Raw genomic sequence first — 17,504 nt, forward strand, 5'->3', positions numbered from 1 at the left:
CGTCAAAAGCTGGCTTCCCGTGGGTTGGCGGGGTGGGTCCGGTTGCGGGGGGTGTCCGCGGCATGGATGCCGTGGCCAAGGCTACAGGGACGTACTTGCGCCGTCCCCCTCAACCGGACCCACCCCGCCTTCGACAGTTTCCTGCGATCTGTCGGAACGGCGTTCTGCTTTGGTGGGTGCCGACCGTTGGTCGGCACGGGGTCTGACTCCGTTCTGAATATCGATATCTGACAGATGTGTCGACCAAGGTCGACACCTACCAACAGCCGCGAAGATCTGTCAGAGGTGGGGCGGTGTCGGAGTGCGGGGTGTCAGCCGCATGGATGCGGCTGACAAGCTTTCAGGGACGTACTTGCAGCGTCCCCGCACTCCGACATCGCCCCGCCAACCCGCGGAACGCCCGCTTTGGCTGTTGGCGTTGCATTGAGCCGGGTGCAGGGCTGCAAGCCCTGCAAAAACCCCCCTCACTTCACCCAGCTGTCGATCTCGCCGTGGGCGAATGGTCCCAGCTTTGCCTTCACCAGCCGCCCTTGTGCATCGAACAGCACGCTGTAGGGAAGCAGGCCCTGTGTATTGCCCAGCTGCACGCTGGCATCGCGCGGCCCCGGGGTCTCGATCACGATCGGGTAATCCACCGGGACACGCTGCAGGAAACCGCGCACGTCTTCCGGGGTATCCAGTGCCAGGCCCAGCACCTGCACGCCGTTGTCGCCCTGGGCATGGGCGAAGCGGGCAAGCTCCGGCATTTCTTCCACGCACGGAGCGCACCAGCTGGCCCAGACATTGATCAACAGCGGGCGACCGGCAGCGTGCTGGCGCAGGTCCAGCGGCCGGCCATCAAGATCGGGCAGCGACAATGCGGGCAGGCTGTCGCCAACCTGCAAGGCGGGTGCCGCAGCCGCAACGGCGGGCGCCGCTGGCATGGCCTCAGGCGCAGCCGGCGCAGGAGCCAATCGATGCCCGGCCCACAGTCCAAGGCCGGCGGCCAGCACCGCTGTCCACAGCAGCGCTGGCCGTTGCCACTTCATCGTGCGGTGCGCAGCAGCGCTTCCTCGACCACCGCCTGGGTCAGCAGGGTCGGCAGCACGGTCGGCGGTGCGCCCGGGCCGTACACCACGTACAGCGGCACGCCCACGGCCTTGTGCTCTTCCAGGAACGTGGTGATCTGCGGATCGACGTTGGTGTAGTCCCCGCGCATGTACACCGCGTTGGTGCGCTTGAGCAGTTCCTTGAACTCCGGCCGCGACAGCACGGCGCGCTCGTTGGCCTTGCAGCTCACGCACCAGTCGGCGGTCATGTTCACGAACACCACGCGGTTGTCGGCGCGCAGGCGGTCCAGCAACTGCGGCGAGTACTCGACCACGTTGTCGCTGGTGGCCTGTGCGGCGCGTGCCGGCGGTGCCAGCTGGGTCACGCCCCAGGCGGGAACCAGTGCACCGATCGCCAGCAGCACGCCGAGCAGGGTCACTGCACGCGAACCAGTCCAGCGGTTGCGCTCGAATAGCCACAGGCCGAAGGCCAGCAGCAGCAGGCCACCCAGCACCAGCGCCATGCCGTCCACGCCACGCTGCTTGCCCAGCACCCACAGCAGCCACAGCGCGGTGGCGTACATCGGGAAGGCCAGCACGTGCTTGAGCGTCTCCATCCACGGGCCCGGCTTGGGCAGGCGGCGCGCCAGTGCCGGCACGAAGCCGATCAGCAGGAACGGCAGCGCCAGACCCAGGCCGAGGAACAGGAACACGGTCATCGCCTTCAGCGGCGGGGCAATGAACGCGTAGGCGATCGCGCCGCCCATGAACGGGCCGACGCAGGCACTGCCGACCACGCAGGCCAGCGCACCGGTGAAGAAGTCACCGGCCGGGCCACTGCGGCTGGCCAGCGACTGGCCCAGGTTGCCGATACCACCGCCGAGGGTGAATACGCCGGACAGGCTCAGGCCCACCGCGAACATGATGTAGGCCAGCACTGCCACCACGCCCGGGTGCTGCAGCTGGAAGCCGATGCCGACGGCGTTGCCGATCGCGCGCAGGCCGACCATCAACGCGCCGATCACCGCGAACGCGACCAGTACGCCCAACGTGTACCAGAGGGCGTGGCTGCGCGCGCGCTGCGGGCTTTCGCCACTCTGCGCCAGGCTCAGCACCTTCAGCGAGAGGATCGGCAGCACGCAGGGCATCAGGTTCAGTACCAGGCCACCGGCCAGGGCCAGCAGCAGCACCCAAACGAACGAACGGTCCGGATTCGGCGTGGTCGCCGGTGGGCGCGTGCGCAGGGCGTTGTCACCGCGCGCATCGGCAGCGAACTCATTGCCATTTTCGGCGCCTGCAACGGCCGGGGTGCTGGCATCCGTATTGGGCACCGTCGGCAGCAGGCGCAACGGGGCGCCGTTGGCGGCTTCGCGTGGTGCGCCGCTGGCGGTAGGCAGCGGACTGATCACCTCGTTGCGCGGCGGCGACTGATCGGTGCTGGCGTTGATCTTGCCGACCGGGATCGACAGCTTCACCCGGCGGGACATCGGCGGGTAGCAGATGCCATCGGTCTGGCAGCCCTGGAACGTCACCACCAGGGTGCTGTCGACCGCATCGGCGACGGCGCGGCGCAGCGGCAGCGGCACTTCCACCTGGTTGAAGTAGACCGAGACATCGCCGAAATGCTCGTCCCGATGCGACTGTGCGGCCGGCCAGCGCAGCTTGTCGGCCAGCACGCCGGTGCTGCCGTCCAGCTTCACCGAAGTGCGGTCGCGATACAGGTAGTAGCCCGGCGCCGGGCTGAAGCGCAGCAGCAGGGTGTTGCCGTCACTGGCGATGGCGTCGAAGCCGAACGCCTGCTCCGAAGGAAGCGGCAGCGCCTGGCTGTTGCTGGCGGCACCCGGCAGGCGCAGGCCGCCGCTGTTGCCGGCACCGGCCAGCGGGTTGTTGAACGGGCTGGTGGCGCCGGCACGCGTGGCCGGCGCCGCGGCCTGTGCGCCGCTACCGGGCAGGGTGACCTGCACCACGCGCTTCTGCGGCGGGTAGCAGACACCGGCATCGGCGCAGCCCTGGTAACGCACTTCCAGGCTGATGGTGCCGACGGCGTCGGTCGGCGTGCCGGGCAGGGTGGCCTGCAGGCGTTCGCGATAGGTTTCGACTTCGCCGAAGAAATCGTCGTGGTGCTTGTCGCCCTTGGGCATCTGCAGCGCGCCAGCGTTGAACGCCGGATCAGCCTTGACGCTGGTGCGGTGGCGATACAGGTAGTAGCCGGGTGCGATCTTGAACTGCAGTTGCACCTGGCCGCGTTCGGGGGCGGTGGCGGTCAGCGCGAACGCCTGGTCCACCGGCAGCAGGTCCTTCTCATCCAGGGCGAAGGCGGGCAGCGAGAGCCACATCAGGGCGCACAAGGCGGCGCCACGCGCAAACAGAGTCTTCAATCAGTGTCCTCCCGGGTCTGTGCCCGGATCCAGTCCAGATACGCCGGCAGGCCGGCCCGGGTTTCGACCGCGATGCACTCCGGGAGTTCATACGGATGCAGTTCGACGATCCGGGCAATCGCGTCATCGACGCGGCTTGCGGTGGTCTTCACCAGCAGTTGCAGCTCGGCGTCGGTGGTCACCTCGCCCTGCCAGCGGTAGGTCGACTGCGCGCCATCGAGGCGGGTCACGCACGCGGCCAGGCGCTCGCCGACCAGCGCGTGCGCGATGCGCTCGGCACTGGCCCGGTCCGGGCAGGTGGTCAACAGCAGCAGGACGGGATCGACGGTCGACATGACCGTCGAGTATAGGGCCGCCGCCGGGTCAGGGCCCGGCGGCGGCAGTGGACCGCTGCGTTGCGCGGTCAGTTGGCCAGATGGCAGGTAGCCGGCTTGGCCGAGGTGAACAGGCCCGGGGTCGCCCACTCGGGGTGGTCGATGAACGGATTGCGGTTGCCCTGGAAGCTGTAGATCACGTCATTGCGCGCACGTTCGGCATCATCCGGCGGATCGGACAGGTGCCAGTCGATCAGCGTGGACAGCAGGCCCATGTAGGCCGGCGAACTGCTGGTCTTGACGATCTTGCTGCGGTCGTCGGTCAGCTCCAGGTCCGGCTCGGACTGGCCGGTGGCTGCATCCTTGCCGCCCTCGTAGCGGATGGCCATGTACAGCACCGCACGCGCCATGTCGCCCTTGCGCTTGCCCCACACCTCGAAGGTGCCGGTGTTGCCGTCCGGCGTGCGTACCCAGTTGGAGTTGCCCGGGTAACCGCCGCTGCCGCCGCCCTGGCCGTTGTTGGCCTCGGTGGCGCGCTCGCCGCAGTTGGCGTCGCACTTGCCGAACGGCTTGTTGCCACGGTCGGCGTTCCACTGCGCATCGGTCAGGTACAGCATGTGGGTGTCGGTGTACGGCGCGTACGGCAGGCCCTTGTCGCCGGTGGTGCTGGCAAAGCCCAGCGAGTTCGGCCAGGTGTGCTCGCGGTTGTACTTCAGGCCACTGCCGCTGCCGGCGCGGTCGGTCACCTTGGCGTAGCTGCGGTTGCGATACGCATCCAGGATCCTGCCGGAATTGTTCGGATCCTCGTCGGCGATTTCCAGGATGGTCCAGGTGCTGGTGCCCGAGCCGCTGTACGGATAGGCGGTATGGCCCTTTATGGTGGCGTGCAGCGAGCAGCGCAGCTGGCTGGGGCTGCTGGTGTTGACCTTTGAGTAATAGCCGGCCGGTACACCCGGATTGCCCGGGTCGGGGTTGCCGCCGGTGCTGGCCACGGTGAACGCGATGCGGCTGTCGGCCGCCGGATGCGCGCCCTGCAGGTCGGTGATGCGCGCGGCGCGGATATCGAAGCGGCAGGCTTCACCGGCCACCAGCGCGGTGTTGGTGGACAGTTTCACGCTGCGGCCGCTGGCCGGGAAGGTCAGCGGCACGCTGCCGGAGGTGCCGCAGCTCAGCGCGAATGCGCCACTGGCCAGGTTCACGGTTTCGCTGAACACCACTTCTAGATCGGCCGCGGCCGGGAAGGTGCTGCTGCCCTGTGCCGGGGTGGTGGTGGAGACCGACGGCGGCGTGTTCGGGCCCGGGGTGCCGCCGCCGCTGAAGGTCTGGCCGTTGTTGCAGCTGCCAAACGTCTGCCCGGCCGATTCGGCCCAGGTGAAGTGGGCGTATTGGCTGCCGCTGCCGGTCAGCTGCAGCGAGGTGCCCGGCGCGGTGCTGTTGGTCTCGGCCACCGGGATGTTCTGGCTGGTCATGCCGGCGGCAGGGCCACCGGAGGCGGTGATGGCGCCCTCGTAGCTGAGGAACTGGACCACCTTGCCGCTGGCATCGACCAGGGCGATGCCGTCGTTCGGGCCGTTCTGGAGGCCGTTGGTCGGGTAGCTGACCACGGCCAGGGTGGCGCTGCCGCAACCGGCGGCGGTGCCGGCCGGAACCGGGTTGTTGGCGTAGACCGTGGCGGCCGAAGGATTGCTGCCGTTGTAGAGGTAGAGGCGGTAGCCGGACAGGTCCTCGCCCGCGGTAGCGACCACTTCGATGGCTTCGCCGACGTCACCGGCGGCGGTGCTGTCGTCGTAATGCAGTTCGTTGATGAAGACCTCGGCCTGGGCCGGCGCGGCGGCCAGCGCCAGCAGGCAGGCGGCGGCAAGCGGGGACAGCAATCGCATCGACTACTCCTTGTGATTGGGAATGCGCGGCCGAGCCTAAGGCCGATCCAGTGACACTTTGTCGTAAATGAACGTCAGATATCTGACAGTGGGACATCTATCACTAAATAGCACCCCTTGCCCCCTTGGCTTGCCGCACTGCATCCCTATACAGGCGTCCACGCAGGGAGGCAGGTTTCCCGGTCCCGAGAAAAATTTCGGGATCGGCCCTTGAAAGGCCTGTGGAGGTCTCCATCTCTGTCGTGCTCCCGACTTGTCGGGCTTTTTCACGCGCGTTGCTGGCACTCGCCTGGTGTGACTGCTAACATCGCCGGACTTTTTCAGACCAATCAATAACTTAAGAGGTCTCTCATGAGCATCAAGCCGCTGCACGACCGCGTTGTGGTCAAGCCGATCGAAGCCGACGAAATCTCCGCCGGTGGCATCGTCATCCCCGACTCGGCCAAGGAAAAGTCCACCAAGGGTGAAGTTGTGGCCGTCGGCCCGGGCAAGCCGCTGGACAACGGCAACGTGCGCGCGCCGTCGCTGAAGGTTGGCGACAAGGTCATCTACGGCCAGTACGCCGGCAGCTCGTACAAGAGCGAAGGCGTCGAGTACAAGGTCCTGCGCGAAGACGACGTGCTCGCCATCATCGGCTGAGCCTCGGTGCGACCTGCTTTTCTGTAAGACATCCCTTTTCGTCGCCGGGCCCGGCCCGGCGCAAACATCGAGGTAATCGCAATGGCTGCCAAGGATATTCGTTTCGGTGAAGACGCCCGTTCGCGCATGGTGCGCGGCGTCAACGTTCTCGCCAATGCCGTCAAGGCCACCCTGGGCCCGAAGGGCCGCAACGTCGTGCTGGAAAAGAGCTTCGGCGCGCCGACCATCACCAAGGACGGCGTCTCCGTCGCCAAGGAAATCGAACTGGCTGACAAGTTCGAGAACATGGGCGCGCAGATGGTGAAGGAAGTTGCTTCCCGCACCAACGACGACGCGGGCGACGGCACCACCACCGCCACCGTGCTGGCCCAGGCCCTGATCCGCGAAGGCGCCAAGGCTGTGGCCGCCGGCATGAACCCGATGGACCTCAAGCGCGGTATCGACAAGGCCGTTTCGGCCGCCGTGGCCGAGCTGAAGAACATCTCCAAGCCGACCGCCGACGACAAGGCGATCGCCCAGGTCGGTACCATCTCGGCCAACTCGGACGAGTCGATCGGCCAGATCATCGCTGACGCGATGAAGGAAGTCGGCAAGGAAGGCGTCATCACCGTTGAAGAAGGCTCGGGCCTGGACAACGAGCTGGACGTGGTCAAGGGCATGCAGTTCGACCGCGGCTACCTGTCGCCTTACTTCATCAACAACCAGCAGTCGCAGACCGCTGACCTGGATGACCCGTTCATCCTGCTGCACGACAAGAAGATCTCCAACGTCCGCGACCTGCTGCCGGTGCTGGAAGGCGTCGCCAAGGCCGGCAAGCCGCTGCTGATCGTGGCCGAGGAAGTTGAAGGCGAAGCGCTGGCCACCCTGGTCGTCAACACCATCCGTGGCATCGTCAAGGTCGTGGCCGTCAAGGCGCCGGGCTTCGGCGACCGTCGCAAGGCGATGCTGGAAGACATGGCCGTGCTGACCGGTGGCACCGTGATCTCCGAAGAAGTCGGCCTGTCGCTCGAGAAGGCCACCATCAAGGACCTGGGCCGCGCCAAGAAGGTGCAGGTCTCCAAGGAGAACACCACCATCATCGACGGCGTCGGCGACAAGGCCAACGTTGATGCACGCGTGGCGCAGATCAAGACCCAGATCCAGGACACCTCCTCGGATTACGACCGCGAGAAGCTGCAGGAACGCGTGGCCAAGCTGGCCGGCGGTGTTGCCGTGATCAAGGTCGGCGCCTCGACCGAAATCGAAATGAAGGAAAAGAAGGATCGCGTCGACGACGCCCTGCACGCCACCCGTGCGGCCGTTGAAGAAGGCGTGGTTCCGGGCGGCGGCGTTGCGCTGGTCCGCGCGATCACCGCGCTGGCCGGCCTGAAGGGCGCCAACGAAGACCAGAACCACGGCATCCAGATCGCCCTGCGTGCGATGGAAGCCCCGCTGCGCGAGATCGTTGCCAACGCCGGTGACGAGCCGTCGGTCATCATCAACAAGGTCAAGGAAGGCACCGGCAGCTTCGGCTACAACGCCGCCACCGGCGAGTTCGGCGACATGCTGCAGTTCGGCATCCTGGACCCGACCAAGGTGACCCGTTCGGCGCTGCAGAACGCAGCCTCGATCGCTGGCCTGATGATCACGACCGAAGCCATGGTTGCCGAAGCTCCGAAGAAGGACGAGCCGGCCATGGGCGGCGCCGGTGGCATGGGCGGCATGGGTGGCATGGGCGGCATGGACTTCTAAGTCCCCGCGTTACCGATGCAATGAAAAACCCCGCCGGAAGGCGGGGTTTTTTTTTGGGGCCGGTCGGAATCGAATCAGATCCACGCCATGCGTGGATACCGCTCCCAGGCGGGTATCTACGCGCGGCCCTCGCGCCGCTGCAGCCACAGGTGGGCCGCCAGCAGGGCCAGCGCGCCACCCGCGATCATGCCCTGTACCCACGGCAGCTCCGTGATCGGCGCAAGCAGCAGGCCCGCCGCCATGCCGATCAGGCTGGCGCCGGCGCCCACCCGCTGCCGCCGCTGCCGATGTGCAGCCTGGCGATGGCGTGCGGCGATGCGCAGGCGCCGTGCATCCGGCTGCAACACCGCTTCGGCAATGGCATCGATCTCTGGGCGATTCATCCTGTCTCCTGCATTGCGTCCGTGTCTGCATGCTGCACGACTGCGGGACCTGTGTGCAACGGCAACGCTTCGATCATCTGACGAACGCCTTCGCCGCGCCGTACTCCCACTGCCACGGCACGCCGGTGTCGCCCAGCACAAACGCTACCAGGGCCGGGAAGGCCGCCTCTGCCCGCACATCGTTGCCCAGGATCACCACGCAGCGCTGGTGCTGCTCCACGCATACCAGCGTGTTGCCCACTGCATCGTCGTGGCCGCCCTTGTAGAAGCCTGCGCCCTGCGGGCCGAGAAACGTCACCACGCCCAGACCTGCCGCCAGGTCCTTGCGTTGCTGCGCCTTCGGCAACTCCGGTTGCAGGGTGGGGAACTGGCTGGCCGTGGTGATGGGCAGCTGCGGCCGCACCAGCTCCCTGCGCATCGGTGCGGATAGCCCGTCGCCACGCACGTAACCGGCGGCGAAGCGGGCCATGTCGGCAATGGTGGTATCCATGGACCCTGCCGCACGTACGCGGCTGCGCTCATCATGCGGTTCGGCCACACCTTCCGCCGTCCAGCCATCGGCCAGGTTGGCGGCGAAATCCTCGCGCCACATCATGCTGGTGCGGGTCATGCCGAAGCGGTCGAACACCCGCTGCTGCATCAACGCGCCCACATCCTCGCCCAGCCGCCCGCGTTCGATCACGAACTGCAGCAGGATCAGTCCCTCTCCGGAATACCCATATCGACTACCCGGATCAAAGTGGAACTTCAGGCGCCCATCGGGCTCCAGGAAGCCGAAGTTGGCAAAGCCACTGGAATGGTTGAGCAGCAGGCGCGGGGTGAGCTGGCGCCAGCGCGCATCGTCGGCCAGCACACGGTAGTCGGCGTACTTCTTCGGCTCCGGCGGATATTCCGGCAGGGGCGTGTCCAGCGCCGCAGCAATGCTGGCATCCAGCTCGATCCTCCGGTCCTGCGCCAACTGTGCGACCAGATGGCCGAACGCCATCTTGGTCAGCGACGCGGCGTACATCACGGTATCGGTGCGCAGCGGTTCGCCTGCGGCATTTCGCTCGCCGTAGGCGGCCACATGCACCACCCTGCCGTCATCTATCACCGCCAGCGCCATGCCGCGCGCGTGGGCGGCATGCATCAAGCGCTGGGCTTCGGCGTCGATGTGGGCCGGGGTGGGTAACGGGGGCGGCGCGGCCAGCACGGCCAGCGGGAACAGCGTCAGCAACAACAGGGCAGCACGGCGCATGCGTGAACCTCCTGGTGGGACGTGGCGCGATGCTACGCCGGCCCGCCGCACACGTCATGGCCCCAGGGTCACGTGGCCGCTTGGCGGCGCAGGCAGATCCGCGCGGCACCTGTGCTGATGTCGACCTGGCCGCCACGCATGGCATCGGCGCCAAGGATCAGAGCCGGGCGGCTGTCCAGGCCAATGGCCTTGAACACGGGCAGCTCGCTGATCCTGACCTCCATGGCCGGGTGCTGCCAGGCGGTGCTGCGCATGCCGGGCAGGGTGTACAGCCAGGTCGGGTGCGGCTTGCCGCCGAGGCCTTCGGTGCCCTTGCTTCGCTTGCGCAGGCGGGGATCGCTTCCATCAGTACGCAACCCGAGCGCGTGCGCGGCGGCATTGTTGAGTACGGTCTGCGCCGCGCCGGTATCGACCACGGCAACAGCGGCGACGTTCGTTCCGTCCAAGGTGAGGGTGATGAATCCAAAATCGCGCAGGCCTTCAGTGCGGTCCTGCAGCGCGTTGGCCTGGCAGCTGTCATCGTCGAAGCGGAGAGTGCCGGTCCTCGACAGCGATAGCTCACCTCGAGCGAAGTCCCAGCGGGTGTCCCAGCGCGCGGTCAGGTCGTTGCCGACGAGGCCGTCGATGGCAGGGTCGTCGCCCCCGGACAGTGACCCCAGATCAGTCTGCAGTGCGCTGGCCCGCAGCTGCCAGCTACCCAGCTGCCAGGTGGTAGTGCGCGTGCGCCTCAGCTGTGCCCCCGAGGCACTGGCGCCTTGGGCAGTGGAAACGTCGGCCTTTCCATCGACCAGGCCGTAGCGGCGTGCCACACGCCCATCGATGAGCGTGGCCCCGGCTGCACTGTCGACCACGAAGCGCAGCGGCTCGGCTTGACCATCCAGCGAGAGCGCTACCGTCGGGTGGCCGCCCTGCATCCACATCGGCAGCACATGTTCGGGGGTGTCGGCGGCCAGCGTGGGGAAGGCGGCAGCAAACAGGGGCAGCAAGGTGAGGCGCACAGGAAACTCCAGAGTGAATGCGGAGGTCCATTGGCGCGCAGCGGCGTATCACCGGAACATCGGTGTTGATACCGTCCTGATACACGCCTGCACGATACTGGCCGCATGAACACTCCCGCCCGGGTCATCGTTGTCGATGACGATGCCAGCATCCGTGATGCCATTGCCGACTGCCTGCTGCTGCATGGCTACCACGTGCGAGTGGCTGCCGACGCGGCGGCGCTGGATGTGCTGCTGCAAGTCGAACGTCCGGACCTGATCGTGCTCGACTGGATGATGCCCGGCGAGGACGGCCTGTCGGTGTGCCGCCGGCTGCAGGCGCGGGCCATCCCCATCCTGATGCTGTCGGCGATGGGAACAGCACCGGACCGGGTGATCGGTCTGGAAATGGGAGCCGATGACTATCTGGCCAAGCCCTTCGACCCACGCGAACTGCTGGCGCGGGTCCGCGCCCTGCTACGCCGCCAGGACAAGCTGCGTACCCAGGTGGCCAGCGAGCTGCGCTTTTCCGGCTGGCGATTGCTGCCCGATCAGCGCCGCCTGCTTGCACCCGATGGCAGCGAACTGGCGCTCAGCCGCGGCGAGTTCGCTCTGCTGCTGGCGCTGGCCGAGCGCGCCGGGCGCGTGTTGGGGCGCGAGCAGCTGATGTCCCTGACCCGCGGTGAGGACAGCGAGAGCGTCGACCGCGCCGTTGATCTGGCGATCAGTCGCCTTCGACGCAAGCTGGGCCACGCCGCACCGGGTGCCGAGGCACTGGTACAGACGCTGCGCGGCGAAGGCTATCGCTTCGACGCTGAGGTGCAGGTGCTGTGAGGGCGCGCTGGTCCACCGCGCGCTGGATCGCGATGCTGGCGCTGGCAAGCCTGGTGCTGGCCACCTTGGTCAGTGTGGCGGTGGTCGGCTGGATGCCGCGGCCGCCACCGCCGCCGATGCGCCTGGACCAAGCCATTCAGGTATTGCGCGGTGAACGGTCGGCCGCGGCGCTGGGCCTGCATCTCGAAACCCGCGCGTCTGCGCCGGAGGGCACCAGCAATGACTGGCTCACCCACCTGGTTGCCGCGCAGCTGCGCCAGCCGCTGGAGCATGTGAAGCTGGTCTGGGGCAGGCGGAGCAAGGCGCCGGAGGTGCAGGTCATCGAAGGCGGGGCCGTGCTTGACGCCAAAGCGCGCGCGGACGCGTTGCAGGCACAGGTCGCGGTGCTGACCGCAATGCAGTGGACGCCGTTCGAACTGGCAGTGCGCCAGGCAGATGGTCGGTGGCAGGTGGTGGGCAGCGACCACAGCGATCTGGCGGCATGGCGCCGGCAGGTCGTGCTGGCGCTGGTGGCAGGAACCGTGCTGCTGGCACCACTGGCGGCATGGGCGTCAATCCGCCTCGGCCGGCCCCTGCGGCGGCTGGCCGAGGCCAGCGCCAACGTGGACCTGCAGGCCAGTACACCGCTTCCGGACGATGGTCCGTGCGAGGTGCAGGTTCTGGCCCGCGCGATCAGTGCCGGGCGCGAGCGGCTGCACGAACAGGCGCAGGAGATGACCCGCATGCTGGCCGCCGTCGCGCATGATCTGCGCACACCGTTGACCGGCCTGCGCCTGCGTGCGGAGTTCGCGCCACCGCAACAGGCGGCGCGGATGGTGGCCGACATCGAGCGCATGGACGCGATGATCGAGCAGGTTCTCGACTACGCGCGTGGTGAGCTGCAGCCCTTGCAGATGCATCCGCTGGATCTGGCCGTGTTGCTGGAGGAGTGCGTGCAGAGCGCACTGCTGCGGGGCATCGACATCTCCTTCGACGGGCCGGATACGTTGCGGTGGCAGGGGGATGCGCTACTGCTGCGACGGGCGATCGACAATCTCATCGACAACGCCGATCGCTACGCGGGGGCGGTACAACTGCGGGCAGCCGTGTGCGGCAACGTGGCGCACCTTGACGTGATGGATCGCGGTCCAGGCATCGATGAGGCCGACCGCACCCGCCTGCTGCAGCCCTTCCAGCGCAGCGAGAGCTCACGCAGCCGCGCCACGGGTGGGGCCGGGCTGGGCCTGGCGGTCGCCGCCAACGTGGCGCGGCGGCATGCGGGCGAACTGCAGCTGCTGCACCGGGAGGGTGGTGGACTGATCGCGCGCCTGCTGCTGGGAAGCGCTTGCTGAAACGCCTTCCCGGCTTGCCTGGATCAGATGTCCCGATTTATGATTAGGCGCCTAATCATGCGTCTTTCATAGGATGATCGAACCCAAGCACCATGCCCTGATGGATGAGGCGCAGCGACGCGGGCAAGCCAACATCGCGCAGCTGCGACTGTGCTTCCAGCTGCTTTCCCTGTCCACCGCCATCGACCGCGACTGCGCCACCCGTCTCGCACCGCACGGGCTCAGTGAAGCCCGCTTCATCGTGCTGTTCCTGCTGCATGGCGCCGGCGGCACGTTGCCCCCGCACGAACTGGCCGAGCGCGCCGGCGTGACCCGCGCCACCATCAGCGGCCTGCTCGATGGCCTGCAACGCGAAGGCCTGCTGCAGCGGCGCAGCGATGCCGAAGATGGCCGTCGCCTCCAGATCGTGTTGACTGCGCAGGGAACGCGCCTGGCTGGGACGTTGTTCGAGCAGCACACGCAATGGATCGGTGGCCTGTTCAATGGGTTGGATACGGATGAACAGCAACAGCTGTCGCAGTTGCTGCACAAGGTCTGGCAGCACACCGATGCTGGACGAGAACGTGCAGCATGAGCCCGGCGATCGCGGCGCAACGGCTGCATGCACTCAACACCGGCCATGCCCCCACCACCCATCTGGCCGAATGCCTGGCAGTGGATTTCGCCGCGCTGCTGCAGGTGGTGGCGCCTGCGCTTGCACCGGAAGCGCTGCAACGCATGCAGGATGCCTCAGGCAAGGGCATCACACTGCGCATGGCCTTGGCTGCGCAACTGCTGCGTGAGGCGGGGCAGGGTGATCCCGTGCAATGGCAGGACCATGCGTCCGACACCGTGCGCGGCTGGGCCTGCTATCTGATCGGCAGCGATGTCCCCGCGACGTTGGCAGAGAAGCTGCAGCAGATGCGCGCGCTGGCCGATGATCCACACTTCGGTGTGCGCGAATGGGCGTGGCTGGCGCTACGCATGAACATCGTTGCCGCGCCGATGCAGGCGCTTGAGTACCTGCAACCGTGGACACAGGAAACTTCGCCGTACCTGCGCCGCTTCGCCTGCGAAGCACTGCGTCCGCGCGGTGTCTGGGCCACACATATCGCGCTGTTCAAGCAGCACCCTGGACATGCATTGCCGATGCTGGAAGCACTGGCTGACGACCCGGAACGCTACGTGCAGGATTCGGTCGGCAACTGGCTCAATGATGCCGGCAAGACTCAGCCGAAGTGGCTGCGCGTGCTGTGCACGCGCTGGCAGCACGAGCGCCACAGCGACGCCAACGCCTACATCCGCAAACGCGCACTGCGCTCGCTCCGGTAGTGCCGGATGCTGGCCGACAAACCCGCAACCCCGTCAACCTCAAGGAAGAACCACCATGTCGCACACCTTCATCGAGCTCTATACCGCCACGCCGGCCTGGACCACACTGCCGCCCGAGCAGCGGAATGCCTTCTTCGCCCGTATTGGCGCCGGCATGCAGCAGTTCGATCCAGCCCGCATCACGCCGCTGGCGATGGGCCGCATTGCCAGGGACGTACCGCATAGCAGCGATGAACAGTTCTATGCGGTCTGGCGCTGCGCGAGCCGCGAGGAGGTCGATGCGCTGGTGGCTGGCATTGCCGCTACCGGCTGGCATGAGTACTTCACCACCACCCATGCGGTAGGCGCGATGGACAGCATGGCCCAGCACTTGGCCGACCTGGCCTCCTTGTAGCGGGGCGGCAGACGCCGGCAGATCCCGGTCCTCGGCATGGGTGGCACATGCGCCTGTCACCCGGACGCGGTAAACAGGACATTGCCCATGTCCATCCGCAGGGAAGTCGATCATGCAGAGCACGCTCCAGGTCACGCTGTTCGGCCCTCTTGGCGACTGCCCGGCGTTGCAGTTGCCGGGGCTGGAGGGGCCGTCGGTGGCCATCCAGGAATCGGCCCTGCGGCGGTTGGTTTCCGACCTCTACACCGCGCGTTCCCTGCTCAACCCCGAGCAGCTGGACGAGGCCCGGCAGGAACTGGATCGCGTGCTGGAACGCTGGGTCGACATCCATGAGGGCCTGCTGCTGGACGTGGAAGTGCATGGCAAATGAGCAACGTTGCGTGGTTGCCGCCGCGTAGGCCGGGCTGGCGCGCATCTCGCTGAACCGCGTCCCCAGTTGCGTATGAAACATTTTGCACTGCGCAAAAGCTGTGTTATCAATAGATCCCATGAACGCAGCCGCCACCCGCTTTTACTGGTATTACTTTCCGAAGCCACTGGCGGAGGAAGGACTGCGCTCACCCTGAAGAAAGCTTCAGACGCATTCCCGAAAGCCGCCAGCGAACCTGGCGGCTTTTTTCATGCCGCCACGCTGGGGACCCCCAACGTTCCGGAGATCTCCCGCAATGCCCCCGCACACCGACGACCTGCGTATCCGCACCATCGAACCGCTGACACCGCCTGCCCAGCTGCTGGCGATGCTGCCCTGTGACGATGAAGCCTCCGACACCGTCAGCGCCTCGCGCGCGGCCCTGCACCAGATCCTGCATGGCCGCGACGACCGCCTGGCAGTGGTGGTAGGCCCGTGCTCGATCCACGACCCGAAGGCCGCCATCGAGTACGCCCAGCGCCTGAAGCCGCTGCGCGACGCGCTGGCCGGTGAACTGGAAATCGTCATGCGCGTGTACTTCGAGAAGCCGCGCACCACGGTGGGCTGGAAGGGCCTGATCAACGATCCGGACCTGGACGGCAGCTTCAGGATCGACAAGGGCCTGCGCATCGCACGCGGCCTGCTGCGCGACATCAACAAGCTGGGCCTGCCGGCCGGTGTCGAGTTCCTTGACGTGATCTCGCCGCAGTACATCGCCGACCTGGTGGCATGGGGCGCGATCGGCGCACGCACCACTGAAAGCCAGGTGCATCGCGAGCTGGCCTCGGGGTTGTCGTGCCCGGTCGGCTTCAAGAATGGCACCGATGGCAACGTGAAGATCGCCGCTGACGCGGTGGGTGCTGCGTCCAATCCGCATCACTTCCTGTCGGTCACCAAGCAGGGCGGCACCGCCATCGTGTCGACCACCGGCAACCCCGACTGCCATGTGATCCTGCGCGGCGGCAAGCAGCCGAACTACGATGCGGGCAGCGTCGCCGAGGCCTGCCAGGTGCTGGCCAAGGCCAAGCTGCCAGCGCGCCTGATGATCGACGCCAGCCATGCCAACAGCCTGAAGAATCCGGAGAACCAGCCGAAGGTGATCGACGACATCGCCGTTCAGCTGGAAGACGGCGAACAGCGCATCGTTGGCGTGATGATCGAGAGCCATCTGGTTGGTGGTCGCCAGGAACTGGTGGAAGGCCAGCCACTGGTCTACGGGCAGAGCATCACCGATGGCTGCATCGACTGGGACACCACCGTGACGGTGCTGGAGCGACTGGCTGCGGCCGTGCGCGCCCGTCGCGACGTAAAGGTGTCCGAAGCCGCTTGAGTGCGGCACGTGTGTGGATGGCGGCCAGCGCCTGCGGGGGTGCGGCCGCGATCAGGGCCGGTCGGAGTTGGAGACCGGCCCATCTGCACCGGCGATGCGCCTGGCGCTGCGCATGAGCGACAGCGCCAGGTACATCGCCGGGGTGGTGAGAACGATGGATGGGGCCTTCATGTAGCGTCGAGCCCGCGAAGCGCGGGGCTTTGTAGAAGATCCGCTCCACGTACGCTCCAGGTCACGTCACAATGCCACTTCCTGTTTGGTGGCCGCAGCCATGAAAGAACTGATCATTCCAGAAGCCGCACAGCGCGATGAGGATTCCATCGAGATGATCCGCGTGTGGATTGCCGAACGGGGATTGCATGCTTCGCTGAACGTTGGCCTGTATGGCGATCGTCCTGGCATTCGAGAGGAGCATGCGTGGGGACGCATCCTGGCAGACGTCGCCCAGCATGTCGCAGATGCTCTGGTCGTGAGTGGCGGGATGGACCGCGGCGCGGCGATCAACGCGATCAAGGATGCATTCGATGAAGAGCTGCGGGCGCCGTCCAGTGGGCGCTCGGGGGGATTCGTGGTCCGCCACTGAGGGACCAGATGGGCGCCGCGGCGCTGGAGACAGCGTCCCAACGCAACACGGCAACAAGCGCTGGGCGACGTGGAGAACGCGAACTTCAATGCACTTCGTCGTGGTACACGAACTTCGGCATTTCCCAGCGGTAGTGAATCGCCAGCAGGCGCAGCGCGAAGCCGCCGCCGAGGCAGCACAGGATTGCGGTGGCATCGGCCACGCCCCAGTGCAGCAGCAACAGGTAGGCCGCGCCGGTCAGCAGCGCGATGATCGCGTACAGCTCCTTCTGGAAGATGAGTGGTACCTCGTTGCAGAGGATGTCGCGCAGCACGCCGCCGAACGCGCCGGTCAGCATGCCGGCAATCAGCACGATGGGCATGGCATGGCCGGCCTCGCGCGCGATCGAGCAGCCGATCAGGGTGAAGGCGATCAGGCCCAGGCCGTCGAGCACCAGGAAGGTGCGGCGGAAGTGGTGCATCCAACGTGCGACCCAGGTGGCGATCAGCGCCGCGCATACGGTGAAGCCCAGGTACTCGGGATGCTTCACCCAGCCCAGCGGATAGTGGCCGAGCAGGATGTCGCGCAGTGATCCGCCGCCGAGGGCGGTGACGCAGGCGATCATGACCACACCGAACAGGTCCATGCGGCGGCGGCCTGCGGACAGTGCGCCAGTCATGGCCTCGGCGGAAATGGCAATCAGGTAGATGATGGACAGCAGCATGGGACAGGCTCCGGGCGCGGTGGGGCCGGCCATGCGCGACTA

At 66.8% G+C, this 17,504-nt stretch carries 18 protein-coding genes; 10 read left to right on the forward strand and 8 right to left on the reverse strand.

Going from position 1 to position 17,504, the window contains the following annotated elements:
• Positions 1-464 precede the first annotated feature (464 nt).
• The 4 genes from ARC63_RS19735 to ARC63_RS19750 form a co-directional block, all read right to left on the reverse strand.
• Entirely contained in the window at positions 465-1,028 is a 564-nt protein-coding gene (locus ARC63_RS19735) for a TlpA family protein disulfide reductase (RefSeq protein ID WP_049452950.1), read from the reverse strand.
• Positions 1,025-3,406 carry a protein-disulfide reductase DsbD family protein gene (locus tag ARC63_RS19740; RefSeq protein ID WP_057504197.1) on the reverse strand — a complete coding sequence of 794 codons (2,382 nt, stop codon included), beginning with the start codon at positions 3,404-3,406 and terminating at the stop codon, positions 1,025-1,027. Before ARC63_RS19740 ends, ARC63_RS19735 begins: the two co-directional genes overlap by 4 nt.
• Positions 3,403-3,741, reverse strand: coding sequence for a divalent-cation tolerance protein CutA (gene cutA / locus ARC63_RS19745; protein ID WP_010481118.1), 339 nt, complete (start codon positions 3,739-3,741; stop codon positions 3,403-3,405). The genes ARC63_RS19740 and cutA overlap by 4 nt, the downstream gene beginning before the upstream one ends.
• A gap of 68 nt (positions 3,742-3,809) precedes the next feature.
• Positions 3,810-5,600 (reverse strand): endonuclease, encoded by a 1,791-nt coding sequence (locus tag ARC63_RS19750; protein ID WP_057504198.1) that lies wholly within the window; start codon positions 5,598-5,600, stop codon positions 3,810-3,812.
• Between the two features lie 351 nt (positions 5,601-5,951).
• Here ARC63_RS19750 and ARC63_RS19755 point away from each other — a divergent pair, with 351 nt between their 5' ends.
• Positions 5,952-6,239, forward strand: a complete 288-nt coding sequence (locus tag ARC63_RS19755; protein WP_019338944.1) for a co-chaperone GroES — start codon at positions 5,952-5,954, stop codon at positions 6,237-6,239.
• 81 nt (positions 6,240-6,320) lie between these two features.
• Positions 6,321-7,970 carry a chaperonin GroEL gene (gene groL / locus ARC63_RS19760; protein WP_005411226.1) on the forward strand — a complete coding sequence of 550 codons (1,650 nt, stop codon included), beginning with the start codon at positions 6,321-6,323 and terminating at the stop codon, positions 7,968-7,970.
• A gap of 116 nt (positions 7,971-8,086) precedes the next feature.
• Here the strand turns inward: groL and ARC63_RS19765 are convergent, their stop codons facing one another.
• The 3 genes from ARC63_RS19765 to ARC63_RS19775 all read right to left on the reverse strand — a co-directional run bounded on the left by ARC63_RS19765 (position 8,087) and on the right by ARC63_RS19775 (position 10,588).
• Entirely contained in the window at positions 8,087-8,353 is a 267-nt protein-coding gene (locus ARC63_RS19765) for a hypothetical protein (protein WP_049413040.1), read from the reverse strand.
• A 73-nt stretch (positions 8,354-8,426) separates the two neighbouring features.
• The gene (locus tag ARC63_RS19770; RefSeq protein WP_057504199.1) at positions 8,427-9,590 is read right to left on the reverse strand and encodes a serine hydrolase domain-containing protein; all 1,164 of its coding nucleotides are present in this window, start codon (positions 9,588-9,590) and stop codon (positions 8,427-8,429) included.
• A 68-nt stretch (positions 9,591-9,658) separates the two neighbouring features.
• Positions 9,659-10,588, reverse strand: a complete 930-nt coding sequence (locus tag ARC63_RS19775; RefSeq protein WP_057504200.1) for an aspartyl protease family protein — start codon at positions 10,586-10,588, stop codon at positions 9,659-9,661.
• 105 nt (positions 10,589-10,693) lie between these two features.
• On the opposite strand from ARC63_RS19775, the gene ARC63_RS19780 reads away from it, so the two are divergent.
• From ARC63_RS19780 to ARC63_RS19815, 8 genes are all read left to right on the forward strand, one after another.
• Positions 10,694-11,401, forward strand: coding sequence for a response regulator transcription factor (locus tag ARC63_RS19780; RefSeq protein WP_049413046.1), 708 nt, complete (start codon positions 10,694-10,696; stop codon positions 11,399-11,401).
• A gap of 32 nt (positions 11,402-11,433) precedes the next feature.
• Positions 11,434-12,732, forward strand: coding sequence for a sensor histidine kinase (locus tag ARC63_RS19785; RefSeq protein WP_049413048.1), 1,299 nt, complete (start codon positions 11,434-11,436; stop codon positions 12,730-12,732).
• Between the two features lie 73 nt (positions 12,733-12,805).
• Positions 12,806-13,306, forward strand: a complete 501-nt coding sequence (locus tag ARC63_RS19790; protein WP_049413049.1) for a MarR family winged helix-turn-helix transcriptional regulator — start codon at positions 12,806-12,808, stop codon at positions 13,304-13,306.
• Positions 13,303-14,043, forward strand: coding sequence for a DNA alkylation repair protein (locus ARC63_RS19795; RefSeq protein ID WP_057504201.1), 741 nt, complete (start codon positions 13,303-13,305; stop codon positions 14,041-14,043). The genes ARC63_RS19790 and ARC63_RS19795 overlap by 4 nt, the downstream gene beginning before the upstream one ends.
• A 55-nt stretch (positions 14,044-14,098) precedes the next feature.
• Complete coding sequence (locus ARC63_RS19800; protein WP_057504202.1) at positions 14,099-14,437, forward strand: DUF6616 family protein; 339 nt, start codon at positions 14,099-14,101, stop codon at positions 14,435-14,437.
• Between the two features lie 112 nt (positions 14,438-14,549).
• The gene (locus tag ARC63_RS19805) at positions 14,550-14,807 is read left to right on the forward strand and encodes a hypothetical protein (RefSeq protein WP_049413052.1); all 258 of its coding nucleotides are present in this window, start codon (positions 14,550-14,552) and stop codon (positions 14,805-14,807) included.
• A 295-nt stretch (positions 14,808-15,102) separates the two neighbouring features.
• The gene (locus ARC63_RS19810) at positions 15,103-16,176 is read left to right on the forward strand and encodes a 3-deoxy-7-phosphoheptulonate synthase (protein WP_010481143.1); all 1,074 of its coding nucleotides are present in this window, start codon (positions 15,103-15,105) and stop codon (positions 16,174-16,176) included.
• Between the two features lie 271 nt (positions 16,177-16,447).
• On the forward strand, positions 16,448-16,759 hold the full coding sequence (locus ARC63_RS19815; protein ID WP_010481144.1) for a DUF5076 domain-containing protein: 312 nt from the start codon (positions 16,448-16,450) through the stop codon (positions 16,757-16,759).
• 85 nt (positions 16,760-16,844) lie between these two features.
• Here ARC63_RS19815 and ARC63_RS19820 read toward each other — a convergent pair whose 3' ends face one another.
• A complete protein-coding gene (locus ARC63_RS19820) occupies positions 16,845-17,462 on the reverse strand; it encodes a trimeric intracellular cation channel family protein (RefSeq protein ID WP_005411215.1) in 618 nt (205 codons plus the stop codon).
• Between the last annotated feature and the right edge of the window lie 42 nt (positions 17,463-17,504).

This window comes from Stenotrophomonas geniculata ATCC 19374 = JCM 13324 (genome assembly GCF_001431625.1).
GTDB classification, from domain to species: Bacteria; Pseudomonadota; Gammaproteobacteria; order Xanthomonadales; family Xanthomonadaceae; genus Stenotrophomonas; species Stenotrophomonas geniculata.